This window comes from Sphingobium sp. Z007 (assembly GCF_900013425.1).
GTDB lineage: Bacteria > Pseudomonadota > Alphaproteobacteria > Sphingomonadales > Sphingomonadaceae > Sphingobium.
Genome location: NZ_FBXK01000005.1, coordinates 2915624 through 2940861 on the forward strand (window position 1 = coordinate 2915624; position 25238 = coordinate 2940861).

General features: G+C 64.6%; 20 protein-coding genes and 4 pseudogenes. 14 read left to right on the forward strand and 10 right to left on the reverse strand.

Annotation, left to right across the window (positions count from 1 at the left end):
- Positions 1-205: 205 nt before the first annotated feature.
- The 7 genes and pseudogenes from CEQ44_RS22040 to CEQ44_RS25420 all read left to right on the forward strand — a co-directional run.
- Positions 206-1120, forward strand: a complete 915-nt coding sequence (locus CEQ44_RS22040) for a LysR family transcriptional regulator (protein WP_088184205.1) — start codon at positions 206-208, stop codon at positions 1118-1120.
- Positions 1121-1198: 78 nt separating this feature from the next.
- Positions 1199-1495, forward strand: a pseudogene (locus CEQ44_RS25175) (oxidoreductase); the annotation flags it as partial.
- A 139-nt stretch (positions 1496-1634) separates the two neighbouring features.
- Positions 1635-2075: pseudogene (locus tag CEQ44_RS22045) on the forward strand (alpha/beta hydrolase family protein); the annotation flags it as partial.
- The gene (locus CEQ44_RS22050; RefSeq protein WP_088184203.1) at positions 2072-2500 is read left to right on the forward strand and encodes a hypothetical protein; all 429 of its coding nucleotides are present in this window, start codon (positions 2072-2074) and stop codon (positions 2498-2500) included. The pseudogene CEQ44_RS22045 and the gene CEQ44_RS22050, both read left to right, overlap by 4 nt.
- On the forward strand, positions 2497-3288 hold the full coding sequence (locus CEQ44_RS22055; protein ID WP_088184202.1) for a cyclase family protein: 792 nt from the start codon (positions 2497-2499) through the stop codon (positions 3286-3288). The genes CEQ44_RS22050 and CEQ44_RS22055 overlap by 4 nt, the downstream gene beginning before the upstream one ends.
- A 4-nt stretch (positions 3289-3292) precedes the next feature.
- A pseudogene (locus tag CEQ44_RS25415) lies at positions 3293-3838 on the forward strand (fumarylacetoacetate hydrolase family protein); the annotation flags it as partial.
- Positions 3837-4022 (forward strand): annotated as a pseudogene (locus tag CEQ44_RS25420) (hypothetical protein); the annotation flags it as partial. The pseudogenes CEQ44_RS25415 and CEQ44_RS25420, both read left to right, overlap by 2 nt.
- A 317-nt stretch (positions 4023-4339) precedes the next feature.
- Here CEQ44_RS25420 and CEQ44_RS22065 read toward each other — a convergent pair.
- The 8 genes from CEQ44_RS22065 to CEQ44_RS22100 form a co-directional block, all read right to left on the reverse strand.
- Positions 4340-5641 carry an aminotransferase class V-fold PLP-dependent enzyme gene (locus CEQ44_RS22065; RefSeq protein ID WP_088184201.1) on the reverse strand — a complete coding sequence of 434 codons (1302 nt, stop codon included), beginning with the start codon at positions 5639-5641 and terminating at the stop codon, positions 4340-4342.
- A gap of 46 nt (positions 5642-5687) precedes the next feature.
- Positions 5688-6152, reverse strand: a complete 465-nt coding sequence (locus tag CEQ44_RS22070) for a RidA family protein (RefSeq protein WP_088184200.1) — start codon at positions 6150-6152, stop codon at positions 5688-5690.
- Positions 6153-6161: 9 nt separating this feature from the next.
- Positions 6162-6893: an amino acid ABC transporter ATP-binding protein gene (locus tag CEQ44_RS22075; protein ID WP_088184199.1), complete on the reverse strand. Its 732-nt coding sequence runs from the start codon at positions 6891-6893 to the stop codon at positions 6162-6164.
- Positions 6890-7972: an amino acid ABC transporter permease gene (locus tag CEQ44_RS22080; RefSeq protein WP_088184198.1), complete on the reverse strand. Its 1083-nt coding sequence runs from the start codon at positions 7970-7972 to the stop codon at positions 6890-6892. Before CEQ44_RS22080 ends, CEQ44_RS22075 begins: the two co-directional genes overlap by 4 nt.
- On the reverse strand, positions 7969-9024 hold the full coding sequence (locus CEQ44_RS22085) for an ABC transporter permease subunit (RefSeq protein WP_254913854.1): 1056 nt from the start codon (positions 9022-9024) through the stop codon (positions 7969-7971). The genes CEQ44_RS22080 and CEQ44_RS22085 overlap by 4 nt, the downstream gene beginning before the upstream one ends.
- A 65-nt stretch (positions 9025-9089) precedes the next feature.
- Entirely contained in the window at positions 9090-10052 is a 963-nt protein-coding gene (locus CEQ44_RS22090) for an amino acid ABC transporter substrate-binding protein (RefSeq protein WP_254913853.1), read from the reverse strand.
- A gap of 82 nt (positions 10053-10134) precedes the next feature.
- Positions 10135-11313 carry a PLP-dependent aspartate aminotransferase family protein gene (locus CEQ44_RS22095; protein ID WP_088184241.1) on the reverse strand — a complete coding sequence of 393 codons (1179 nt, stop codon included), beginning with the start codon at positions 11311-11313 and terminating at the stop codon, positions 10135-10137.
- Positions 11314-11390: 77 nt separating this feature from the next.
- Positions 11391-12284 (reverse strand): LysR substrate-binding domain-containing protein, encoded by an 894-nt coding sequence (locus tag CEQ44_RS22100; RefSeq protein ID WP_088184195.1) that lies wholly within the window; start codon positions 12282-12284, stop codon positions 11391-11393.
- 178 nt (positions 12285-12462) lie between these two features.
- On the opposite strand from CEQ44_RS22100, the gene CEQ44_RS22105 reads away from it, so the two are divergent.
- The 7 genes from CEQ44_RS22105 to CEQ44_RS22135 all read left to right on the forward strand — a co-directional run bounded on the left by CEQ44_RS22105 (position 12463) and on the right by CEQ44_RS22135 (position 23021).
- Positions 12463-15087: a TonB-dependent siderophore receptor gene (locus CEQ44_RS22105; protein ID WP_088184240.1), complete on the forward strand. Its 2625-nt coding sequence runs from the start codon at positions 12463-12465 to the stop codon at positions 15085-15087.
- Positions 15087-16547 (forward strand): M20/M25/M40 family metallo-hydrolase, encoded by a 1461-nt coding sequence (locus CEQ44_RS22110; RefSeq protein WP_088184194.1) that lies wholly within the window; start codon positions 15087-15089, stop codon positions 16545-16547. The genes CEQ44_RS22105 and CEQ44_RS22110 overlap by 1 nt, the downstream gene beginning before the upstream one ends.
- Positions 16544-16921, forward strand: a complete 378-nt coding sequence (locus CEQ44_RS22115) for a hypothetical protein (RefSeq protein ID WP_088184193.1) — start codon at positions 16544-16546, stop codon at positions 16919-16921. The genes CEQ44_RS22110 and CEQ44_RS22115 overlap by 4 nt, the downstream gene beginning before the upstream one ends.
- A gap of 48 nt (positions 16922-16969) precedes the next feature.
- Positions 16970-17305, forward strand: coding sequence for a hypothetical protein (locus CEQ44_RS22120; RefSeq protein WP_088190902.1), 336 nt, complete (start codon positions 16970-16972; stop codon positions 17303-17305).
- 66 nt (positions 17306-17371) lie between these two features.
- Positions 17372-18613, forward strand: a complete 1242-nt coding sequence (locus CEQ44_RS22125; RefSeq protein WP_088184191.1) for a TolC family protein — start codon at positions 17372-17374, stop codon at positions 18611-18613.
- A gap of 4 nt (positions 18614-18617) precedes the next feature.
- Positions 18618-19796: an efflux RND transporter periplasmic adaptor subunit gene (locus CEQ44_RS22130; RefSeq protein WP_088184190.1), complete on the forward strand. Its 1179-nt coding sequence runs from the start codon at positions 18618-18620 to the stop codon at positions 19794-19796.
- Positions 19797-19799: 3 nt separating this feature from the next.
- On the forward strand, positions 19800-23021 hold the full coding sequence (locus CEQ44_RS22135; protein ID WP_088184189.1) for an efflux RND transporter permease subunit: 3222 nt from the start codon (positions 19800-19802) through the stop codon (positions 23019-23021).
- A gap of 75 nt (positions 23022-23096) precedes the next feature.
- On the opposite strand, the gene CEQ44_RS22140 is transcribed toward CEQ44_RS22135, so the two are convergent.
- Positions 23097-23900, reverse strand: coding sequence for a 3'(2'),5'-bisphosphate nucleotidase CysQ (locus CEQ44_RS22140; RefSeq protein ID WP_088184188.1), 804 nt, complete (start codon positions 23898-23900; stop codon positions 23097-23099).
- On the reverse strand, positions 23887-25233 hold the full coding sequence (locus CEQ44_RS22145; RefSeq protein ID WP_088184187.1) for a TldD/PmbA family protein: 1347 nt from the start codon (positions 25231-25233) through the stop codon (positions 23887-23889). The genes CEQ44_RS22140 and CEQ44_RS22145 overlap by 14 nt, the downstream gene beginning before the upstream one ends.
- Between the last annotated feature and the right edge of the window lie 5 nt (positions 25234-25238).

Consider the following 25238-nt stretch of genomic DNA (forward strand, 5'->3'; position numbering starts at 1 on the left):
CGTCCGCCGCGCCCGCCTGGGCGTGAACGGGTGAGATGAGCGCTAGAAAAACGGCGGCTGTCGCTAGCAGGGCTGCCTTCATGGTCGTCTCCTCTCCCAATGCGCGCGGCTGGTCCGGCGCGTCTGTCAGGAAAGCCTAGACAGGAAGGGCGTATAGGTTAAATCATTTGATCTTATCGGTATCCAATCATGGAACGGATGGATCATGCGGTTTCGCGGCCTCGACCTAAATCTGCTCGCCGTATTTGAAGGGCTGATGCAGACCCATTCGGTGTCGGAAACAGCGCGTCAGATGCATCTGAGCCAGCCTGCCATGAGCGCTGCCTTGTCGCGGCTGCGGGATTATTTCGGTGACCCTCTGCTCGTCAGTCATGGCAAGCGCATGTATCCCACAGCCTTTGCCGAGAGCCTCTCGCCCCTGGTGCGCGAATGCCTGGGCGGGATTGAAACGCTGCTTGCAACATCGGCGTCGTTCGATCCGCAATCGTCTCAACGCCTCTTCAAGGTCATCGCGTCAGACTATGTCGTCGCCGCTGTCATCGCCCCCTTGCTGGCGCGCCTTGTGGTCGAAGCGCCGACCGTCACGGTACAGCTCATGTCGCCGGGCGAACAAAGCATACCGCTGATCGCGGCGGGCAAGGCTGACCTGATGATCAGCCCGCGTGAATTCCTGTCGCAGGATCATCCAAGCGAACTGCTATTTGAAGAGCAGCATGTGGTGGTGGGGTGGAGTGGGAATGAAATGCTGTCCACGCCACTGGACGAGCAGCGCTTTCTGGCGGCCGGCCATGTCGCCATCGCGATCGGCACGCTATCCAATGCAGCTTTCGCAGATCGACAGTTGACCCTCATGGGCAAGCATCGGCGTATCGAGGTGTCGGCATCGTCCTTTACGACCGTGCCTTGGCTGCTGGTCGGAACCCAACGGCTGGCCATCATGCACGAACGGCTGGCGCTTGCTGCGGCCCGGATGTTCCCGATCGTCTATCAGCCCTTGCCATTCCCCTTCCCGGTGATGGAGGAACTGGTCCAGTTTCATCAGACTCGTGCAACGGACGAAGGCCTGCGCTGGCTGAGGTCCGAATTACGCGCTGCCGCCATCCATAAATATGATGGATAGCTGACTATCCAGACAATTGAATTTTGATATTTTTTTCCGACGCTAGACTGGCTTCCACTGGATAAAAGTGGAGAGCGAAGTTTGGCCGACATGATGACCGGGATCAATCGCCTCAAGCAGAAGGGGGACGGACATCCGCTGGGGTCCGGGCCGGCACACGGCGGGCAACAACACCTTTAGCTATTTCACCACGCCTGCCGGCTTTGCGGTCGAATATACGTCTGAACTGGAGGAGGTGGACTTCGAAAGTCATGAGGCCAAGGTCCATGTGCCTGGCCCCAGGACGGTGGACCAGTGGGGCATTGGCGTCGGCGGGCCGCAGACCATCCGCACCCGGAGGCCGATACAGGCCTGTTCCACGCCGTAGAAGTGTGAAGGGGGAAGCATAACCATGGCGCTGTTCGAATATTTCCCCAACTATATCTGGAACCTGTCGGTTTCGATTGCGATGGAGTCGGGCGCGCAGCTTGGCGAGATCATCGACATGTGCCAGCCGATCCGCGACGCGGCCACGCCGCGGGCGGTGGCCTATGAACCGCGCTTCGCCAGCGGCGCGGTATGGGGCGCCAACCATAATTGGGCGGAGGTGCAGCAGAAGCGCCTGAACCGCAAAGGCGAAAATCCGGTGCCCCATTATTGGGCGCATGTCATGTGGGCGTTCGGCGCGAGCGACATGGAGGATTTCCACGCCAAGAGCGCGGACATGAACCTCAACGGCCATATGGACCGGATTATCGTGCCGTTCCTGGTGACGCACGGCGCCAAGGACCGACAGATCAGCCTGTCCGATGCCGACAATCTCTACGACCAGCTCGTCAACAGCCCGCGCCGCGAAAAGGTGATCTTTACCGACAGCGAAGGCGGGGTGGAACATGTCGGCGCCGACAATATGGCCTATGGCCGCGATGCCATCGCTGACTGGTTCGCCGAAACGCTGGACGGCCGGACCGCATGACGGTGTCGGCGTTGATCGTCCGGGAAACCCTGATCAGCATCCTCGTCAACGGCACGATCAGCGCCGGCATAGGCCTGCTGCTGTTCGGTCTCGACCGGCCGGTGCCATCCGCGGCCTTGGCATGGGATTTCCTGCCGCAATCGTTCATGATCGCCTTGATGGGAACGCTTGTGCCCGCCCTCCTGCTGCGCAAGCGGCTAGGCGTGGGGGTAGGGGACATTCTGCGGCGCGCGGTCGCGATGGCGGTCGCAGCCGCCCTGCTGCCCGGCGCTCTTGCGGCCCTGCTCACCCGCATTTCCCTCAACGGTTCGATGGACGCCGGCGATGTCCTGCTGCTCAAGGCGGTTTATGGCGCGACCCTGTCTGCCGTCGTGACCCCGATCATGCTCATCGCCCTCCTTCGTCAATCAGGAAATCAGACATGACCCGCCAATTCATTGATCTTTCGATCACGCTCGACAATGATGTGGTGTCCGATCCACCCTTCCTGCGTCCCAAGATCACCTATCAGACGCATGGCGAGACGGTGGCCGAACTCCAGCATTTCTTCCCCGGCGTCACGGCCGACCAGACGCCGGACGGCGCTGGCTTTGCCGCTGCGGAATGGGTGACGTTGACGACGCATAACGGCACGCATCTGGACGCGCCCTATCATTATCATCCCACCATGGATGCCAAAGAAGGTAAAGCTGAGCGGGCGATCACGATCGATGAAGTGCCGCTCGACTGGTGTTTTCGTCCGGGTGTGAAGCTCGACTTCCGCCATTTCCCCGACGGCTATGTGGTCACGGCCGCAGACGTGGAGGCGGAACTGGTCCGCATCGGCCACGATCTCCAGCCGCTTGATATCGTCCTTGTCAACACGGCGGCCGGCAAGGCGCTGGGGCGGCCCGACTTCGTCGATGTCGGTTGCGGCATGGGCTATGAAGCGACCATGTATCTCACCACCCGCGGCGTGCGCGTCACCGGCACTGATGCCTGGAGTTGGGACGCGCCGTTCAGCTATACGGCGCAAAGGGTGAAGGAAACCGGCGACACGTCGCTGATCTGGGAAGGGCATAAGGCGGGCCGGGACATCGGCTATTGCCACCTGGAAAAGCTGCACAATCTGGAAGCGCTGCCGTCCCACGGTTTCACCGTCAGCTGCTTCCCGCACAAGATCAAGGGCGCATCGGCCGGGTGGACCCGCGCCGTCGCCATTATCGAGGATTAAGGCCATGCGCCTCGCGACTTTGGACAATGGCGCCCCCGACGGCGCGTTGGTCGTCGTGTCACGGGATGCGACGCGCTGTCTTCCCGGCGCGCCCGTCGCCGATACGTTGCAGCAGGCGATCGAGCGATGGACGGTGGCCGAACCACACCTGCGGGCGCTCGCCGATCGGCTGGATCACGGGGAGGGGACGGTGCTCGACCAGGCGCGTCTGCTCGCGCCGCTGCCGCGTGCCTGGCAATGGCTGGATGGGTCGGCCTTTCCCCAGCATGGCGAACGGATGCAAAAGGCGTTCAACCTGCCCCCGATCGAGACGGACCGGCCGCTCATGTATCAGGGGCTGTCCGATCGCTTCCTGTCCGGCACGCAGGACGTGCCGCTGACCAGCGAGGATGACGGCATCGATTTCGAGGGGGAGTTCGGCATCATCACCGACGCCGTGCCGATGGGAACGACGCCGCAGGACGCCTTTGGCCGCATCAAGCTCGTCCTTCTCATCAACGATTGGTCGTTGCGCGCGATCGCGCCAGTCGAGATGAAACGGGCTTTGGTTGGGTGCAAGCAAAGCCTGCCTGCGCGGTCGCACCTTTGCCGTAACGCCGGACGAACTGGGCGAGGTCGGGGCGGACGGCCGGGTCCATCTGCCGCTGCGCGTCACCCTCGACGGCGTGTGGTTTGGTCATCCCCATGGTGGGGAAATGGCGTTCGGCTTCCACGATCTTGTCGCCCACGCCGCGCGCGCTCATGATCTGGTCGCCGGAACGATCATCGGATCGGGCACGGTGTCGAACGCGGCCTATGACGAGGTCGGTTCCTGCCGTTTGTCGGAACGGCGCGCCATAGAGCTGATCCGGGATCAGGCGCCACAAACCCGTTCCTCAAGTTCGGCGACCATGTCCGTATGGAGGTGCCTGGCAACCATTTCGGACATATTGACCAAAGGGTGGTGCCGGCTCGCTGACTTGGGCGGCAGCGGATGGATCAGCCGTCGATCGCGCGATCGCGCTGAGGCGGGGCGGAGACAGGCCGCCGTGCCCGCCGCCCTGCCGGGACGTCAAGCGAACATCGTCCGCTCGGCATGTATGGCCGTCACCAGCCGGTCCAGTTCGTCGGTGGTGTTGAACAAGGCCGGGGTGACGCGCAGCAATGGCCCGGACGCAAGGCCCGCCTTTGCAACAACCAGCAGTTTGTGTTTGCCCAGGAACTGCGCCTGCGCGCGCTTTGTGTCTTCGATCGTCCTCATGCCGGGCAGGCGAAATGCGCTGATCGCGCCATAATTGTCTGTCTCTGGCGGCAACATGCGTTCGATCCCCCTGATGTCACCGGCACGGCCATACCAATAGTCGCGCAGCGCGCGCAGATGGGCGAATTTGCGCGGGAGGCCGATGCTGTTCTGAACCGCGATGGCCGCCGGAATGGTGAGCCGCGCGGCGAAATCGACCGTGCCGGTCGGGATGCGCGACCGGATGTCTTCGGCGGCATGAATCCGGTTGCCCAGCCAGGGGAGGATATCCTTCTGCCGGTCCTTGCGAATGTAGATGGCCCCGGTGCCCAGCGGCGCCGCCAGCCATTTATGGAGCGAGAAGCCGATGAAGTCGGCGCCGGTATCGGCGACGTTGAAAGGCATCTGGCCTACCGCCTGCGCGCTGTCGAGAATGACATCGACGCCGCGTGCCTTGGCCATGGCGACGATCTCCCTGACCGGCGGGATCAGGCCATTGCGGTTCGACACATGGGTCAGCAGCAGCAGCTTCGCCTTGGGTGTGTCCTTCAGTATCTTCTCATAAGTGGCCAGGATGTTGGCGCGGGTGTGGGGTTCGGGCAACGAGAAGCGGACCACATCGACGCCCCGGCTCTTTTCCAGATAGTCCATCGCATATTGCATCTCGTCATAATCGACGTCGCAATAGAGGACCGCATCACCCGCCTTGAGCAGGCCATAGTTGACGATCAGGGCGTAAAGCGCCTCCGTCCCGCCGCCAGCAAGCGCGATCTCGTCAGGTTGCGCGCCGATCATCGCAGCTACCCCATCGCGCGATTTGTCGAGTTCCGGGTCGCGCGGCGCGCCTTCGACAGCGCTGCGCAGGAAGGTCGAATTATAGCGGTTCACCCACCCGGTCCTGTCCAGATAGGTGGCATGGACGGATTTGGTCATCGCCCCATAATAGGCGGCATCGAAATTGACGATCGAACGATCGACATCATAGAGGCCGGCCAGGCTGCGTTGCAGTCCGGCGAAGTCGAGCTTGGCCGGCAGCGCTGGCAGCTTGTCCGCCGCGCGTGCGGGCTTGCCGGCAAGCATGGCGGCAACGGATGCTGCGCCGGCCCCGGATAGGAATTGGCGACGATTGGTCATGCGATACTACTCCGAATGGGGATGTCGTGCAGAAAGAGGGAGGCGGTCACACCGCGATTTCGATGACGGCGTCGACTTCGACGGCGTAGCCAAGGGGAAGGCGCAAGACCCCCACGGCCGAGCGGGCATGGCGTCCAGGGTCGCCGAACACATCGACCATCAGGTCGGACGCGCCATTGATGACAGCAGGGATAGCGTCGAAGTCCGGTGCGCCCTGGACAAAGCCGCCAAGCCGCAGGACGCGGACGACGCGATCCAGGTCGCCGCCGCACGCGCTGCGAAACTGCGCCAGCAGGTTGATGCCGCACAGCCTTGCGCCCGCCTTTGCCTGATCGAGCGTCAGGTCGATCCCGACGGTGCCCTTCACATCGGTCGAAGCGCTTTTCGAAAGCTGCCCTGAAACATGGACGATCCGGCCCGATCGCGTGAAGGGCAGATAGTTGGCGATGGGGGACGATTGTTCGGGCAGGGCAATGCCCAGTTCGGCAAGGCGATTGGCGATACGCAACATGATGGCCTCTTAGCGAAGGATTTGGCGCAGGAAGGCGCGGGTGCGCGCATGCTGCGGCGACGAGAAAAAGGACGAAGGCTGGTCCACCTCGATGATCTGGCCCTGGTCCATGAACACCACGCGGTCCGCCACCTGGCGCGCGAAACCCATTTCATGGGTGACGCACAGCATCGTCATGCCGTCGCGCGCCAGGCTCTCCATGATGTCGAGCACTTCCTTCACCATTTCGGCGTCCAGGGCGGAGGTGGGTTCGTCGAACAGCATGATTTCCGGCTGCATGCACAGGGCGCGGGCTATCGCCGCGCGCTGCTGCTGCCCGCCTGACAACTGGCCGGGATATTTGTCCGCCTGGTCGAGGATGTGGACGCGCTCCAGGAAAGCCATCGCCAGGTCGCGCGCATTCTCGCGGGAGAAGCCCTTGACCTTCATGGGGGCGACGATGCAGTTCTGGAGTATCGACAGGTGCGGAAAAAGGTTGAAGCTCTGAAACACCATGCCGACGCGCGAACGGATATGGTGCAGGCTGCGAGGATCGTCCCGGACCGCCTGCTCGCCGATCAGAATCTGGCCCTCGTCATGCTGTTCAAGGCCGTTAATGCATCGGATCAGCGTCGATTTGCCCGACCCGGACGGGCCGCAGATGACGATCTTTTCGCCAGGCGCCACGCACAAATCGACGTTGCGCAGGGCGTGATAGTCGCCATACCATTTGTGGACGCCCGACAGCCTGACCGCGCTCATCGACCGGCCTCCTTGAGCGTCCGTTCCAGATGCAGGGAATAGCGGGCGAAACCGTAGCAGATCGTGAAATAGAAGAGGGCGATCGCCAGATAGGTTTCGGCATAGGGCGTCGGCCATTGCGGATCGCTCAACGCCACCCGGCCGGCGCTCAGGAGGTCGAAAAGCCCGACCACCAGCACAAGACTGGTATTTTTGATGATGACGACGATGGTGCTGGTGAGCGGCGGGAGAACCTTGCGGATCGCCTGGGGCAATATGATCGCGAAAAGCGCGTCGGTGCGCCCCAGTCCCAGCGCCCGCGCCGCTTCTTCCTGTTGGCGAGGGATAGCCTGCAGCCCGCCACGGATCACCTCCGCCAGATAGGCCGCCGACGACAGGGTGAAGGCGATGAGCGCTCGGATGAGATTGTCGATAGTCCATCCGTCCGGGAGCAGCAGCGGTGCCATCAGCGCGGCGATGAACAGCAGCGTGAGCAGCGGCAAGGCTCTTGCGACCTCGATAAAGGCGGTCGCGACCCAGCGATAGACAGGAAAGCGCGACCGACGGGCGATCGCCAGCAGGACGCCGAACGGAAACCCCAGCGCCAGCGACAGGATCGTCAGGAGCAGCGTGATGGGCAGGCCGCCCCACGCGCCCGTCGGCACGAACCGCAGCCCGGCGATCCCGCCGGTCATCAGTATTAGGCACAGCGGAACAGCCAACAGCCAACCCAGCAGGGTCGCGCGCGTCCAGTTGCGCGGCGGCATCGACCATAATGTCAGGGCGATTACTATTACGACAACCGCTATCGGCCGCCAGCGTTCGGCTTCAGGGTAGAGGCCCAGCAGGATGAAGGGCAGCTTGACCCGGAGAAAGGCCCAGCAGGCGCCAGCGTCACGGCAACTATCGCCATCGCCGCTCCAAACGCCATGCACGAACGCCCAAGAGAGGAAATGCGGCAGCGCGGTCCATGCCATCATAAGGATGAGCAGGCTCGTCAGCATATTCGCCATATTGCCGAACAAGACAGGCGCAAGGGCCTGGCGCGGCTTTGATGGCGCAGGTCGGACAGGCTCGATGGCGGTGCGGACGTAGGTCATCGTTCCACCAGCGCCACGCGCGCGTTCAGGCGGTTCATCGCATAGGCAATAAGGCCCGCCGCGCCTAGAAAGACCAGGATCAGGACGGCGATCGTCTCGACGGCTTGCCCGCTATGGTTCATCGCGGTGTTGGCGACGAAATTCAGTTCAGGATATCCGACGACCAGAGCGAGGGTCGAGTTTTTGAGGATATTGATGAACTGGTTGGTCATGGGCGGGATCATGACCCGTAAGGCCTGGGGCATGATGACGAGGCGCAGGCATTGCCGCTCCGTCAGGCCCAGGGCGGCGCCTGCTTCCCACTGCCCTTTGGCGACGGCCTCTATCGCGCCGCGGATAATCTCGGCGGCAAAGGCGCTGGCGTAAAGGACCGATCCCACCATGACCGCGACAAATTCCGGGGTCAGCGTGAAGCCGCCGGTAAAGTTGAAACGACCCAGCTGCGGCGTGTCGGGGGTAACGCCCAGATCGAGGGCGATCCAGGTCGCGCCGCACGCCAGCACGGTCGCCAGCGTCGCGAGGCTGGCGAGATGCAGACGGCCACGCCATGCCAGTGCCGCGATCAGGATCAAGCCGCCGCTCGCCAGAAGCAGGAGCGGAAGCGCGGTGCCGCTAATGCCGAACGACGTAAAATAGAGGCCCCGGTCGGTTAGGAAAAAGCCCGACAGCGGCTGGAGCGCGTGCCGCGACGTCGGCAGGCTGATTGTGATTGCCCCGTACCAAAATAGCAATTGCACGACGAGCGGCGTATTGCGCACCAGTTCGATGACGCTGCCGGCCAGATAGGCCGCGAGCGGATGGCCCGATCGCCGCGCCAGAGCAAGCGGCAAGCCGAGGAGTGTCGACAGCAGCAGGATGGAGACAGTGAGAAACGCAGTATTGGCCGTCCCCACGATAAAGGCCCAGCCCAGACTGTCGATCGACGCATAGGGCAGGATCGTCTCCGAAATCGGAAACCGCGCCGCGCTTTCGAGGAAATCGAAGCCGGTCATGATGCCGCGCTGCATTAGGTTGCGGAAGAGATTGGCGCCAAACCATGTGAGAGCCAGCACAAGAGAGACCAAAAGCACCACTTGTGGCGCCCACCATCGCCAGGTGCGGGGCGCGCGCCTGCGCATCAGTAAAAACCGATCGGCAGCATCAGGCCGCCATCGCGTTGAAGCCTGTTCAGGCCACGCGGAATTTTGAGCAGGCTGTTCGCGCCCAGATTGTCATCGTAGATTTCGGCATAATTGCCGACCTGCTTGACGATCTGGTAGGCGAAATCCTCCCTCAGCCCCAGCGCGCGTCCGTTGCCGGGCTCGATGCCCAGGAAGCGCTTCACGGCGGGGTCGTCCGACGTGCGCATCGCATCGACATTGCGGCGGGAAATGCCCAGCTGTTCGGCGACGATCATCGCGTCGATCGCAAATTTCACGATATCGAACCACTGGTCGTCGCCATGGCGCACCGCCGTGGTCAACGGAGCGACCTGATCGTCCGCGCGGATGATGACATAATCGTCGGGATGGGTGGACTGCGTCATCCGCACCGACTGGAGCGCCGACGCATCCGTGATGAGCGCGTCGCAGCGCCCGGCGAGGAACGCCTGGCGCGTCGCAATGACAGTGTCGAAAATGACCGGGCGCAGGTTCAGGCGATATTTGCGGGACACGTCGGCGAAGGTGATTTCGGTCATCGACCCGGTCTGGACACAGACCGACGCGCCCGCGAGGTCGGCCAATTCGGCCACCCCGTCGGACTTGCGCGCCATGAAGGCGGTATAGTCATAATAATTGGGGATGGTGAAATTGACCCCATTGGCGTCGCGCTGAAGCGTCCAGGTGGTGGTGCGGGGCAGGACGTCGATCTCCCCGGTTTGCAGCGCGGTCAAACGCTGCTGCCCGGTGAGCGGCGCAAAGCGCGTCTTTTCCCGATCGCCGAATATGGCGGCGGCGATCGCGCGACAGACATCGACGTCGATACCGCGCCAATAACCCCTTTCATCGGGCGCGCCGAAGCCGATCGTTTCCCGATTGGCGCCACACAGGACATAGCCACGCGCCTTGACGGTCGCCAGCGTATGGCCAGGCGCCGTCATGTCCGGCGTGGGCGCTGGCGCCGTGCATCCCGACAGGGCCAGACCACAGGCCGCCAGGCAAGAAAGCCCCCGTCTCATGGAATCAGCCGTCAGCCCCGACAGGGGTCAGCGCCGTCAGAAGCCGGCTGAGATCGTCCCAGAGATCGGCCGGATCTTCCAGGCCGATGGAGATGCGCAGCAGCCGGCCGACATGCGGCCAGGGCGTGACCGTTCTGGCCTGCGCGAGCGACATGGGGGCGATCAGGCTGCGGCTTCCGCCCCACGACGCGCCGATCGCAAAGACGTGTAAGGCGCCAAGCGCCTGGTCGAGCGCGCCATCGCAATCAGGCGCAAGCACGACGCTGAATACCCCACTCGCGCCTGAAAAGTCGCGTTTCCAGTGGTCGTGGCCGGGGCAGTCCGACAGGGCGGGATGCAGGATCTTCGCCACGGCCGGCATGGACTGGAGCCGGTGCGCGAAATCCGTTGAAATCCCACCGATATGGCTGATGCGCACGCCCATGGTTTCGATGCCGCGCAGCGCCAGCGCGCAATCTTCCGGCGAAACGCCGATACCCAGCATCCGCATCGTGGACCGGATGCGCTCATACCAGGCCCGGTCACGCAGGCTGAGCGACCCCAGCAACAGATCGGAATGGCCGCCCACATATTTGGTGAGCGCTTCCATCGCAAAATCCATGCCTATGTTCAGCGGCTTGAACAACAGGGGCGTCGCCCATGTATTGTCGCAACCCGTCAGCACGCTGCGCGCCCGCGCAACCTCAGCGATGGCGGGCAGATCGCCGACCTCCATCGATGTGGAACCTGGCGATTCGGTCCATATGAGCCGCGTTGCAGGGCCAATTAGGTCGCCGATGCCCGCGCCGATCATCGGATCGTAGATGCGATGGCCTATCCCGCGCGGGGCCAGATAATCCTGGCAGAAGCCACGCACGGCGGGATAGACATTGTCCGGGATCAGCACGTCGTCGCCGGCCTTGAGTATGGTGAGAAACAGGATCGCGATCGCCGCCTGACCCGATGGCAGGATCACCGAATGATCGGCCCGTTCCAGCGCGCTGAGCTGCGCTTCGAGCATTTTGGTCGTGGGGGTTCCATGCAGCCCGTAACTATAGCCGTCCGGGCCACGGTCCTTGCGATCGGCATAGGCCTGCGCACTGTCGAATATGATGGTGGAGGCGCGATACACCGGAACGGCAAGACTGGCGAAGCCCTGCTCGTTTACCTGCGGATGGTGCACGACTTGCGTCAGGTCCTTCATCATCATCCCTTCGTGACCGGCACAGAATGAAGGGCAAACGGTAGAAGTTCAATTGCCCAGCAGGCACGACTCTATAATCAGATTTTATAGATCGCCTGGCGTTCTTCCAGTAGTGCAGCGGTAAAATCCTTAACGATCTGCGATCGTTGCGCGTCGGGACGAAACAGCAGAAGCGTCTTGAAATAAATCTCCGGCTCGAACGGCTTGAGGATGAGGCCGCGTTCGGGAAAGCCGTCGATGGCGTTGGGATTGACGATGCCTATCCCCACGCCTTCAAGGACCAGCGCGCAGACCGTGATCGAATAGGGCGTCTCGACGATGATTCTTGGCTTGGCGCCTGCTTCGTCCAGCGCGCGCGTGAGGCGCGCCCGCGCCCTGTCTTCGGGAGAAAGCGCGATAAAGGGCTCGCCATCGAGATCGCCGGGCACGATGACGGATTTGCTTGCCAGCCTATGGCCGGCCGGAATGGCGCACAGCGCCCGGATGCTCTGAAACTGCCGATGATCGACGCCAGATATATCAATCTCGTCGGCGGCTAGGCCGATATCGAACTGCCCGCTGGCGACCAGGTCACGCACAGCCGAGGAAAAACGGACCTGGAGCGTTATCGCGATGTCGGGATGCTGGCGGTTGAAGCGGCTGATGGCGCGCGGAACCAGCGTCGAACCCAGCGCGGCTAGGCTCGCGACCCGGATGCTGCCAGACCCGAAATCCCGTATGCGCGCGGCCGACGCGCGCAGCGTGTCCAGTCCCACGAAACTAGCGACCACATCGGTAAAGAACATTTGTCCTTCAGGCGTTGGCACCAATCGGCCGCGCACCCGGTCGAACAGCGAGAAGCCCATAGACGCTTCGAGTTCAGCGATAGAACGGCTGACCGCGGGCTGCGTGATTTCGAGCAGTTCCGACGCGCGCGACGCGGAGCCGCTCATCATGACGGCGCGATAGATTTCCAATTGTCTGAAGTTCATGCGTCGTCCTCAAGGGTATAAATTTTATGCATGGACTCGTGTCTTTACGTCAATTGTATTTTTAGGTGGTCGCCGCATGATCATGACGACGAGGTGACGCGGGCCGGACCAGATTGCCGCCATGAGCGGTCGCGACCTCGACGCAGGAGGCTTCACGCTTTTCCAAAAGGGGTTTTTCATGTTTTTGCCGTCACGCAGGACCGTTCATGCCGGAATATCCGGCGCCGCGCTCGCATTGAGCCTGGGCTGGAGCGGCGCAGCGCTTGCCCAGGATAGCGAAGCCCAGGCCGAACCGGCCGGGGATATCATCGTGACCGGAAGCCGATTTGGCGGCCGTGTCGCTACGGAATCGCTCAGCCCGGTGGATTCCCTCTCGGCGGACGACCTGCGGTCTTCGGGCAAGACCGAGCTTCAGGATATGTTGAAGGTCGCGGTCCCCAGCTTCAGCACGCCGCGGCCCACGGCCGCTGGCGTGCTCGATTTCCTGACGCCGCCCACAATGCGCGGTTTGTCCACCGGCCAGATGCTGGTGCTGGTGAACGGCAAGCGCCGCCACACATCGGCCTCCCTCAACCTGGGCAATCAGATCGGGCGGGGCGACGTCGCCTATGATTTCAACGCTATTCCTGCCGGTGCTTTGGGCCGCGTAGAGATTCTACGCGATGGCGCGTCGGCGCAATATGGCTCCGACGCGATCGCGGGGGTCATCAATCTCCAACTCGACGATCGGGTGGGCTATGATGGCGCCGTCACCTATCGGCAGACGACGCGTGGCGATGGCGAAACTGCCGTCGCCTGGGTCGGCGCAGGGTTCGCCATCGGCGATGGCGGCGTCATCCGCGTCACCGCGCAATATCAGAACCAGGCGAAGACCGATCGCGCAGCGCCCGATACGCGGCAGCAATATTTCGGCGCGAACGCAGCGGGCAGGCCGGTCGCACCGTCCGGCAATTTCGGCTCGGGAACAGGCCTCACCCCTTCAAGCGGGACGCTCGATCCGCGAGAGGCGAGCTTCGACCGCGACATCTGGGTATTTGGCCAACCCAAATATGACAACAAGCAGGTCTTCGCCAATCTGAAGCTCCCCGTCTCGGACGAAACGCAATTCTATGCGTTTGGCGGCTACAGCAAGCTGGAAGGGACGGCGTACAACTTCTTCCGCCGTTCGGGGCAGGACGAAAATGTCCGCGCCATCTATCCCGACGGCTTCCTGCCCCTCCAGGATATCGAGATCGAAAACTGGTCGGCGGCCGCAGGGTTGAAGGGCATGTTGGGCACGATCGGCTATGATCTGTCATCCGCCTTCGGCAATTCACAGGAATTTACCGGATACAGCAATTCGCTCAACACATCGCAGGGCGCGGCCAGCAAGACCGTGTTCGATCGCGGCAGCAACCGTTTCCGCCAGTGGACGAACAATCTCGACCTCACCAAATCATTCGATCTGGGCGATGGCGCGCCGCTGGAGGTCGCCTTGGGCCTGGAATATCGCCAGGAATATTTCCGCATCTTCGCGGGCGAGCCCGACAGCTACGCCAATGGCGGTATCCCGATCCTGGATGGCCCCAATGCCGGTCGTCCCGCCCCCGTCGGCGCTCAGCCCGGTGGCGGCACGGCACCGGAAGACACCGCCAATGCGAGCCGCAACAGCAAGGCGGTCTATGGGGAAATCCAGAAGACCTTTTTCGATCGGCTGACGCTCGACAGCGCAGTCCGCTATGAGGATTTTTCCGATTTCGGCGATACCTGGAACTGGAAGGTGGCGGGTCGTCTGGAACTGGTGAAGGGCTTGGCCCTGCGCGGTTCCTACAATACCGGGTTCCGCGCGCCCGCGCTCCAGCAATCCTATACAAGCAACACGAACATCAGCTTCGTGAACGGAGAGCCGCGCAAGATCCGCACGATCTCGTTGCAGGACCCGATCGCCGCACTGGTCGGCGCGACGCCGCTTAAGCCCGAAAAAGCCGAAAACTTCACTGTTGGCGCAGTGTTCAGCCCACCAGGCACCGGCTTCACCTTCACCGCCGACTATTTCAACATCCGCATCGATGACCGCATCGCCCTGTCGTCGAACTTTTCCGGCGCCGCGCTGACTACTTTGCTCGCCGCCAATGGCCAGCCCGGCATCCAGTCTGTGGCCTATCTCACCAACGCCGTCGATACGACGACGCAGGGCGTGGATTTGACGGCGACCTGGAAACTGCCGTTGGCGGGCGGCACGCTGAACGCCACGCTGGCTGGCACCTTCACCGAAACCGAATTTCGCCGCATTGCCGGCACGCCGGCGACGCTTCAGGCCATGGGTATTTCCACTGTGCTGTTCGACCTGACGCAGCAGGTCCGCTTCACCGACTCGATCCCGCGCGACAAGGTGACGCTGAACCTCAACTGGAAGTCGGGTCGCTTCGGCCTGAACCTGACCAACAGCTATTATGGCCGGGTGTCGCAGGTTGCGCTGACGGGGCGTTCGGCGGCACAGGTCGCCGCGCTTATTCCCGGCTATGACGTCACGGTCACGCCCGCCAATGCCGCTGGCACCAGCTTCGACATCATCCAGCATTTCAAGGGCCAGGTCATAACGGATCTAGAGGCGAGTTATGACCTCACCGACAATGCGACCCTCGTTCTGGGCGCGGACAATATCCTCGACGTCTTCCCCAAAAAGCAGATCGCCTCGACCGCGGCGAGCGTCGCGGCGGGCACCAATGGCGCCGACAATGCGGGGATTTTCCCATACGCCTATATCGCGCCCTTCGGCGTGAATGGCGCCACCCTCTATGCGCGGTTGAAGGTGAATTTCTGATGCGCTGGATGGGCCTTGCCCTTCTACCGGTGCTGCTTTGCGCAGCACCGGTCCGTGCGCAGGATCAGGAAGGCGAGCGGACGGCGGCGCTGCTGGCCGATCTCCTGCGGATCGATACATCCAATCCCCCCGGCGACACCCGACCGATCGCCGATCATCTCAAGCGATTGTTCGATGCGGCCGCCATACCCAACGAAATCATCGTCGCGCCCAACGGGAAGGCCGCCCATTTCATCGCGCGGCTGAAGGGCGACGGGAGCAAGCGTCCGATCCTGCTGGCCGCCCACACCGACGTGGTGCCGGCCGATCGCACGCGATGGACGGTCGATCCGTTCGGCGGTGTCATCAGGGACGGCCATCTCTACGGCCGGGGCGCGCTGGATAACAAGGGCGCGGTCGCCGCGTTTGCGCGCGCCATGCTGCGGATCAAGGCCGACGGCGTGCCGCTTGCCCGCGACATCATCTTCCTGGCCGAAGCGGATGAGGAACAGGGCAGCTACAACACGAATTGGCTGGCCGCTCATCATTGGGACAAGATCGACGCCGAGTTTTCGCTCAATGAGGGCGGCTCGATCCGGGCGGTCGATGGGCGCGTGACGGAAATCGCCGTCAGCTATGCCGACAAGCTGACCGTCAATCTCAAACTGCGCGCGGAAGGCCCTGCCGGTCACAGTTCCCGCCCACTTGGCCAGGGCATCAGCGCCAACGATCAACTGGTCGCCGCCCTTAATCGGCTGGCATCCTATCGCGAACCGATAGCGCTGACGCCGGCGATCAGGGATTATCTGACGGCGCTGGCCGGCCTGCACCCGCGTGCACTGCGCGAACCGGTCGAACGGCTTCTGTCCGCAACCACGGCGGCGGCACGGGAAGACGCTGCGGCGGCTGTCATCGCCGCCGGCGACACCGTGTCGGGCTGGGGCATGGAGGGGCTGTTGCGCAACACGACGGTCCTTACGATGCTGCAATCCGGGCTCAAGCCCAACATCATTCCGGGTGTGGCCGAAGCGACATTGAACGCCCGATTGATGCCGGGCACCGATCTCGACGCCTTCCTCACCAGGCTTCGCAAGGCGATCGGCAATGACCGGGTCAGCCTGACGGTGTTGGAAGGGGAGGAGCGGGCCAGGCTGATCCGGGAGCGGTCGACGATAGCCCCGTCCTCCCTGGACTCGGACCTTTACCGGCTGATCGCGACGACGGCCAAGACGCATTGGCAGAGCGCGGTGATCATGCCGACGCTGCTCGTCGCCAGCACCGATGCCACGCCTTGGCGGCAACGCGGGGTGCCCGTCTATGGCATTTCGCCCTTTCCCGTCAGCGGCGCCGATGCCGCGCGCGTCCATGGCGATGATGAGCGTGTCTCGCTCGACGCGATCGGGCAGGGCGCCGCTTACATCCACGATCTCGTTCAAAAGGCCGCTCAGAAGGCGGGACCAACCAAAGGAAGCCGACCATGATTTTTCTCGCCCTGTTTCTTGCTCAGGCCGTCCCGCAGCCTGCACTGCTGACCGGCGTCTGGAGCGTCGGTGAAACGCGTAACTGCGATAGCGGCGAGGCATGGGTGTTCACGGCGGACGGATATTATGTCGAGGTGGACCTGCCTTCCTCGCCGATCGGCGCGGTGGGGGCCTTTGTTGATAAGGGGAATGCGATCGAATATACCCACGCCCACATGCCGTTCGCATCGGCGGACAGTGCGCAGCCCCGGCGCAGCTATACCATCACGAACCGCACGTCCGATCGCATCGACGCCCTGAACTATAAGGGCGAGAAACGCGCCTTCCATAAATGCCCTCTCGACGCCCTGAAAAAGCCCGAAGGCAAACATTGACGCCCGCGGTGATGACAATGGGTTGAACTGATGTTAGGCGATGGGTCCATGCGCGGATGGCTATCCTTCCTGACGATCATGGGCCTGTTCCTTGCCCTGGGAACCGGCGCGCTAGCCCATGCCAAGGAAGGGTTCGGCTGCGAATCCGCCGAAACATCCCTGTCCGCGGGCCACTCCGACGGCGATAGCGACCAGGTGCCGGCCGACGCCGATAATGGCATGCCCCATCATCATGGCGGCTGCCATGGCCATCATGTCAGTACCGACATGACGCGCGCGCCGCTGGCTTCGCCCCTGTCGCTGAAAAATCTGCACGGGATGCCGCGCACCGTGCAACTGTCGACCATCGTCATCGATACGGCGCTGCGCCCACCCATCGCCTGAAGCCGATAGACCTGCCCGCCGCTCGAGCGGCGTGGCGCCTGTCGTTGCTTTCAGGAGTTTTCCATCATGTATCCTATTTTCGCGGCCCTGCTGGCCGTGGCCCTGTGCGCCCCCGCGCGGGCGCAGGAAGGGCCACCGCCCTTCACCCTGGCGCGCGCGCTCGATCTGGCCGGCGCCCGCTCGCCCGCCACCGAAGCCGGGCAAGCCGGCATCGCGTCGGCGCAGGCCGCCCGCGCCGTCGCCGCCCTGCGCCCCAACCCCGAACTCAATCTCCAGACCGAAAATGTCGGCGGCAGCGGCGCCTATAGCGGTTTCGACAGTGCGGAAACCACCGCGCAGGTCACGTTGCCGCTGGAGCTGGGCGGCAAGCGATCCGCGCGTATCGCGGTGGCCGACGCCCAGCATGAAAGGGCGCTGGTAGAACGCGCGGTGATCGACGCCGATCTTGGCCTGTCGGTCACGCAAGCCTATGTCGCCGCCGTCGCCGCGGCACGGCGCGCGGACGTCGCCTCCCGACAACTGGCGATCGCCGCCGATGCGCTCAACGCCGCAAAAGTCCGCGTGCAGGCCGGTCGCGCCTCTCCGCTGGAGGAACAGCGCGCCGGGCTGATGCATGTCAATGCGCAGGCGACCGCGCAGCAGACCCGGAGGCTGGCCGACGTCGCCCGCACGAATCTATCCAGTCTGATCGGCGCGCCGGTGGAAGGGCCGCTGGACCAGATCTGGTTCGATGCGCTGGCCGCCGCCGGGCCAGTCGATCGCGCACCGGTCGCCACGATGCTCATCGCCCGCGCCGCCGCGCTGGATGTCGCCACTGCGCAGGCGCAGGTCCGTCTGGCCGGGGCGCAGCGCACGCCCGACGTGCAACTCTTCGCCGGGCCCCGCCGCCTGTCGGCGACCAACGACACGGCTGTCCTGTTCGGCGTCAACATTCCGTTGCAGCTTTTCAACAACGGATCGGCCGCGCTGGCGCAGGCGCGCGCGGAGCAGCAGAAGGCGGACGCCACCCGGCGGATGACCGAAATCCAGTTGACGCAGGCGATCGCGTCCGCCGATGCGGAGGTCGCCAATGCGGAAACCGCCGCGCGCATCGCGTCGGGGGCGGCGCTGGCCGCCGCCGAGGAAGCCGCCCGCATCGCCCGCATCGGCTATCGAGAGGGGAAGTTCGGCCAGATCGACCTGCTCGATGCCGAACGCTCGCTGGCCGACACCCGCCTCGCGGCGGTCGATGCGCTCGCCGCCTATCATGACGCCATGGCCCGCCGGGACCGGCTGACCATCCCCGCGCCCCGCGATTTTGGGAATTGATCCGATGAAGATGACATTTGCGACGCCGCTCGCGCTCGCCCTGCTGCTGGCCGCCTGTGGTGGCGACGACACGTCCCCCGCGGTCAAGGCCGACGCCCATGGGGAGGAAGGCGGCCATGAAGAGGAAGGCGGGCACGAAGAGGAAGGCCATAAGGAGGAAGAAGGCGTCGTCGCCATGACCGACGACCAAATTCGCGCCGCCAACATCGCCCTCGTCACCGTCGACGCCGCCGGAAGTGGTGGCGCGCTGACGCTGCCCGCCATGGTGGAAGGCGATCCGCAGGGCATCCAGGTCGTCACCGCCGCGATCGGCGGGCGTATCGTTACGCTCAGCCGCAATCTGGGCGAATCCGTGCGCGCCGGTGAGACGCTGGCCGTGGTGGAAAGCCGGGAGGCCGCACAGATGCAGGGCGAGATCGAGGCGGCGTCGGCGCGCCTGGCGCTGGCCCGCAGCAATCTGGCGCGCGAACAGCGCCTGTTCGCGCAGCGTGTCTCGCCCGAACAGGATCTGATCGCCGCCCGCACCGCGGCGACCGAAGCGGGCATCGCCCTGCGCCTGGCGCGGCAGCAACTGGCCGCAACAGGCCGGGCAGGCGGTGGCCTCAACCGCGTCGCGCTACCGTCTCCTATTTCCGGCCAAGTCATTGAAAGAAAAGCCATGTTGGGGCAGGTTGTAACGGCCGACGCGGAACTCTACCGGGTCGCCAATCTCTCACAACTGTCCATCTCCCTGTCTCTTTCCGCATCCGACGCGGCGCGGCTGCGGCCCGGCGCAAAGGTGACGGTGAACGGGCAGGGGCGCACCGCTGCCGCCAGCATCCGCTTTCTCTCGCCGATCCTCGATCCCCAGACCCGGCTGGTCCCGGCCATCGCCACGCTGGATAACAGCGCGGGTCAATGGCGCATCGGGGAAAGCGTGACGGCTCTCGTGTCCCTGCCTACCGCCAACGGGGCGCGCGCGATCAGCGTACCGCAGGCCGCGGTGCAGACGGTCGAGGGGCAATCGAGCGTCTTCGTCCGCACCCCGACCGGCTTCCGCACCGTTCCGGTCCAGACCGGCGCGGTCAGCGGCGCGGACATATTGATCGTCCGTGGCCTTAAAGGCGGCGAACGCATCGCCGCCGTCGGTAGCTTCACTCTCAAGGCTGAGCTTGGCAAGGGCGAAGCGGAACATGGGCATTGACCGATGATTGACGCGATCGTCACATTCTCCGTCGCGCGGCGCTGGCTGGTGCTGCTGCTGACCCTCATCGCCTGCATCATCGGCGGCTGGTCGCTTGGCCGCCTGCCCATCGATGCGGTGCCCGACATCACCAACAACCAGGTGCAGGTCAATGTCCGCGCGCCTGCGCTGTCGCCCGAACTGGTCGAAAGCCAGGTCGCCTTTCCCATCGAAACCGCGCTGTCGGGTATCGAGGGGCTGGAATATAGCCGCTCGCTCAGCCGCAACGGCTTTGCGCAGATCACGGCGGTCTTCACCGACTCCACCGACATCTATTTCGCCCGGCAACAGGTGAACGAACGACTGGCCGCGCTGGCCGAAAGCCTGCCCGCCGGCGTGTCCCCTGAAATGGGACCGATCGCCACCGGCCTTGGCGAAGTCTATATGTGGACCGTCCACTTGGCGCATCGCAAGGACGACCGACATGAGCCGGGCGAACCCGGCCTCCAGCCCGACGGCAGCTATATCACGCCGGAGGGGGAGCGGCTCATCAGCCAGGCGGATCAGGCGACCTATCTGCGCACCGCGCAGGACTGGATCGTGACGCCGCTGCTCAAGAACACGCCTGGCCTGGCCGGGGTCGATGCCATCGGCGGCTATGTGAAGCAGTTTCAGGTCGTGCCCGATGTCCAGCGCCTCGCCGCGCTGCGCATCAGCATCGACGATCTGGCCCGCGCGCTGGAGGATAATAACAGCGCCGTGGGCGCCGGGGTAGTCGATCGCAACGGGGAGGGGCTGGCCGTCCGGTCCGACGCCCGCCTCACCGGCGCGGCGGATCTGGCCCGCACCGTCATCACGACGCGCGAAGGCGTGCCGGTGCTGCTCAGCCAGGTCGCGACCGTGCGCAACGGTCAGGCGATCCGCATGGGCTCGGCTTCCGAAAACGGGCGGGAGGTCGTGGTCGGGACGGCGGTCATGCGCGTGGGCGAAAACAGCCTGACCGTCGCGTCCGCGGTGGCCAAACGGCTCAAGGAAATCAACGCGTCCCTGCCCACCGACGTCATTGTCCAGCCTGTGCTGGATCGCACGGCGCTGGTACATTCCACGATCAACACCGTGGCCAGGAACCTGACCGAGGGGGCCTTGCTGGTCATTGTCGTGCTGTTCGCACTGCTGGGCAATTTCCGGGCCGCCCTGATCGCCGCCTTGGTCATTCCGATCACCATGTTGATGACCAGTTTCGGCATGTTGCAGGGCGGCGTATCGGCCAACCTCATGAGCCTGGGCGCGCTCGATTTCGGCCTGATCGTCGATGGCGCGGTCATCATCGTGGAAAACGCCATGCGGCGCATCGCGGACGAACAGCATCACAAGGCGCGCCTGCTGACGCTGGACGAACGGCTGGCGACGGTCGCGGGTGCGGCACGCGAAATGATCCGTCCGTCCGTCTATGGCCAGGCGATCATCATCCTCGTCTATGTCCCCCTGCTCACCCTGACCGGGGTGGAGGGCAAGACCTTCACACCGATGGCGCTGACCGTCATTCTCGCCCTCATCTGCGCCTTCATTCTGTCGGTGACCTTCGTGCCCGCCATGCTGGCGATCCTGCTGTCGAAGCGGGTGGATGAAAAGGAAGGGCGCGTCATCGGATGGATCAAGGCGCGGTACGAGCCAGGTCTAGACCGCGCCCTTCGCCGCCCCAAACGCACGATCGGCGCGGCCGTCATCGCCTTTGTCGCGGCGATCGGCGCATTCCTGATGCTGGGGCAGGAATTTCTGCCCCAACTGGACGAAGGGGACGCCACTGCCCAATTGCTGCGCATCCCCGGCACCTCGGTCGAACAAAGCCAGGCGATGCAGTTCGATGTGGAGCGGGCCATCGCCACCCTGCCCCAGGTCCGCTTCGTCTTTTCCAAGACGGGCACGGCAGAGCTGGCCTCCGACCCGATGCCACCCAATATTTCCGACACCTTCATCATCATGAAGCCGCGCGACCAATGGCCCGACCCGTCGCTGACCAAGGCGGAACTGGTCGCCGCGATCGAGAAGAAGATCGAAAAACTGCCCGGCAACGCCTTCGAAATCAGCCAGCCGATCCAGATGCGCTTCAACGAACTGATCGCGGGCGTGCGCGGCGACGTGGCGGTGAAGGTCTATGGCGACGACGCCGACGCCATGAACCGCACCGCCAATCAGGTCGCGGCAGTGCTGCGCCAGACGCAGGGGGCGGCGGATGTGCGCGTCGAGCAGACGCAAGGTCTGCCGATGCTCGATATCCGCCCCCGCCGCGACGCCCTGGCGCAGTTCGGCCTGTCGGCGCGCGCGGTGCAGAATATCGTGGCTGCGGCCATCGGCGGGCGCGACGCGGGCATGATCTTCGAAGGGGACAGGCGCTTTGCCGTCACCATCCGCCTGGACGACAAGCAACGCTCGGACCTGGCGCAGATCGGGCAAATCCCTGTGCCCACGCCCGACGGCGCTTATGTGCCGCTCGCCAGCGTCGCGGACATCACGATCACCAACGGCCCCAACCAGATCAGCCGCGAAAACGGCAAGCGGCGGATCGTGGTGCAGGCCAATGTGCGCGGGCGCGACATCGCCAGCGTCGTGGCGGACGCGCAGGCGGCGATTGCTGCGGACGTCCGCCTGCCGGCCGGCGCCTATCTGGAATGGGGCGGGCAGTTCGAAAATCTGGCCTCGGCCCGCGATCGGCTGATGCTGGTGGTGCCGGCCTGCTTCGCTTTCATCCTGCTGCTGCTCTATGGCGCTTTGGGCCGGGTGCGCGATGCGGTGATCGTCTTTACCGGCGTGCCGCTTGCGCTGATCGGCGGGGTACTCGCCCTGTTCCTCCGGGGGATGCCCTTTTCCGTCTCGGCGGCGGTGGGCTTCATCGCTCTGTCGGGCATCGCCGTGCTCAACGGCCTGGTGATGCTGACCTCCATCCAGCAACTGGTGGCGCAGGGCATGCAACCGGCAAAGGCCGCCTGGGAAGGGGCGATGAATCGCCTGCGCCCGGTGGTGATGACCGCGCTGGTCGCCTCGCTTGGCTTCGTGCCGATGGCGCTCGCCACCGGTTCGGGGGCGGAGGTGCAAAAGCCGCTGGCGACCGTGGTGATCGGCGGGCTGATCTCCGCGACGCTGCTCACCCTGTTCGTCCTGCCGACCCTTTATGCCCGGTTCGGCGCACCAAACCGCAGGGACGCGCGCCATGCCGAACCCAATGCTCTGATCAAGACGGGACCGTGATCCGGCATCCGCTATCTGTTGGCGGCGATTATCGGCGCGATTGCGCCGGGCGTCGCCAACGCGCCGTCCGCCGTGTCAGGCCCGCGGCTGGCCCAATATCTCCCGCGCGCGCGGCGCCAGCCGCTCGACCGCGGCGGCATGGATGCCGGGCGCGGAACAGAGCAGGCCAAAGGCGGTGGGTTGCGGCCGGTTGAAGCGCAGCGGATCGCCCAGCGCGTCGGTCACCGCGCCGCCAGCCTCCTGCACGATCAGCGCAGCGGCGGCCACATCCCACTCATTGCCCCATCGCACGGTGGCGACCAGGTCGGCTTCGTCGGCGGCGACCATCGCCATGCGCAGCGCGATGCTGTTGGGCTTCTCGACCGTCACCAGATCGCGATCGACGCGTGGCAACTGGTCAGCCGGCACCCGCGCACCCGGCAGCGTTGCGCGCGGTCCGGCACGCAAAATCTGGCCGTTGCGCGTCGCGCCCTGGCCCAGTTGCGCCACCCATAATTCGTTGCGCGCAGGGGCCGCCAATATGCCGATCCTGACCGTGCCATCCTCGACCAGCGCGACCGACACCGACCAGCCCGGCCGCCCGCGCAGATAATCGCGCGTGCCGTCGATCGGATCGACCACCCATACCCGCGGCACGCCCAGCCGATGCACCGTGTCGGCCGTCTCTTCCGACAGCCAGCCCGCGTCCGGGTCGATCGACGCCAACCGCGCGCGCAGCATCGCATCGACCGCCAGGTCCGCCTCGCACACCGGATGGCCGGGCACCTTTTCCCACTGGCGCACGCGGGTTTCCCCGCCCGCCCACAGCGTCAGCGCATGGTCGGCCGCATCCGCCACGGCGGATATGACCGCGCGCAGATGCGCGTCAGCCCCCGGCAACGGTCATCCCGTCGATGCGGATGGTCGGCACGTTCATCGCATAGCGGAAATGCAGATCGCTCGCAGGCGTCAACGCCCGGAACATGGCCTTCAAATTGCTGGCGATCGTGATTTCCGACACGGCATGGGCGACCGCGCCATTTTCGATCAGGAAGCCCGCCGCACCCCGACTATAGTCGCCGGTGACGCCATTGACGCCCATGCCGATCAGTTCGGTGACGTACAGGCCCCGCTTCACGTCCGCCATCAGGTCGCCCGGCGATATCGTGCCCGCCTCCATATGGACGTTGGTGATGCTGGCGCCCGGCGCGCCGCTGCCGCCGCGGCTGGCATGGCCGGTCGGTTCCAGCCCCAGTTGCCGCGCCGACGCGCTGTCCATCAGCCATCCGGTCAGCACACCCTTGTCGATCAATGCGCGCCGCGCCACCGGCAGCCCTTCGCCGTCGAACGGGCGCGATCGCATCCCGCGCGGCAGCAACGGATCGTCGATGATGGTGACGCCCGCGTCGAACAAGGCCTCGCCCAACGAGTCCAGCAGGAAGCTCGACCGGCGCGCGATCGCTGGCCCCACCATGCCGCCGATCAGATGGCCAAGCAGGCTGGAGCCGATGCGGGGATCGAAGATCACCGGCATCACGCCGCTTTCGACCTTGACCGGATTGAGCCGCGCCACCGCCCGCTGCCCGGCGCGGATGCCGACCGCTTCGGCATCGTCCAGATCCTCCAGATGGCGCACGCTATGGCTGGCATGGTCGCGCTGCATGTCCGCGCCCGTGCCCGCCAGCACGCTGGCCCAGGTCGAATGGCTGGTCCCGGCATAGGCGCCCGCAAAGCCATGGCTGGTGGCGAGCGCGACCTGGCTGCGCCCGTTCGCCGCGCCGCCGCCTTCGCTATTGGTGATGCCCGGCACGCTGCGCGCTGCTTCCTCCGCCATCAGCGCGCGTTCGCGCAAGGCTGCGGGTTCCGGCTCTTCCTCGTCGGTCAGGTCGAGCGCGGGGGGGCGCTTCTTGAGCAGCCGGTCCTCCGGCGCCAGCCCGGCATAGGGGTCTTCGGGCGCCTCGCGCGCCATGGCGATGGCGCGATCGACCAGCGTGGCGAGCGTCGCCGGGTTCATGTCCGACGCGGAGATGCTGGCGGACCGCTGGCCGATGAAGACGCGCAGGCCGATTTCCTCGCCTTCGGAGCGCTCGACATCCTCCAGTGCACCAAGCCGCACTGACACATTGGTCGACGCATTGCAGGCATAGATGGCATCGGCGGCGTCCGCACCGGCCTTGCGCGCGGCGCTGACCATATCCTGCGCGCGCGACTGGGCTTCTTCTAGGCTGAGCATGGAGG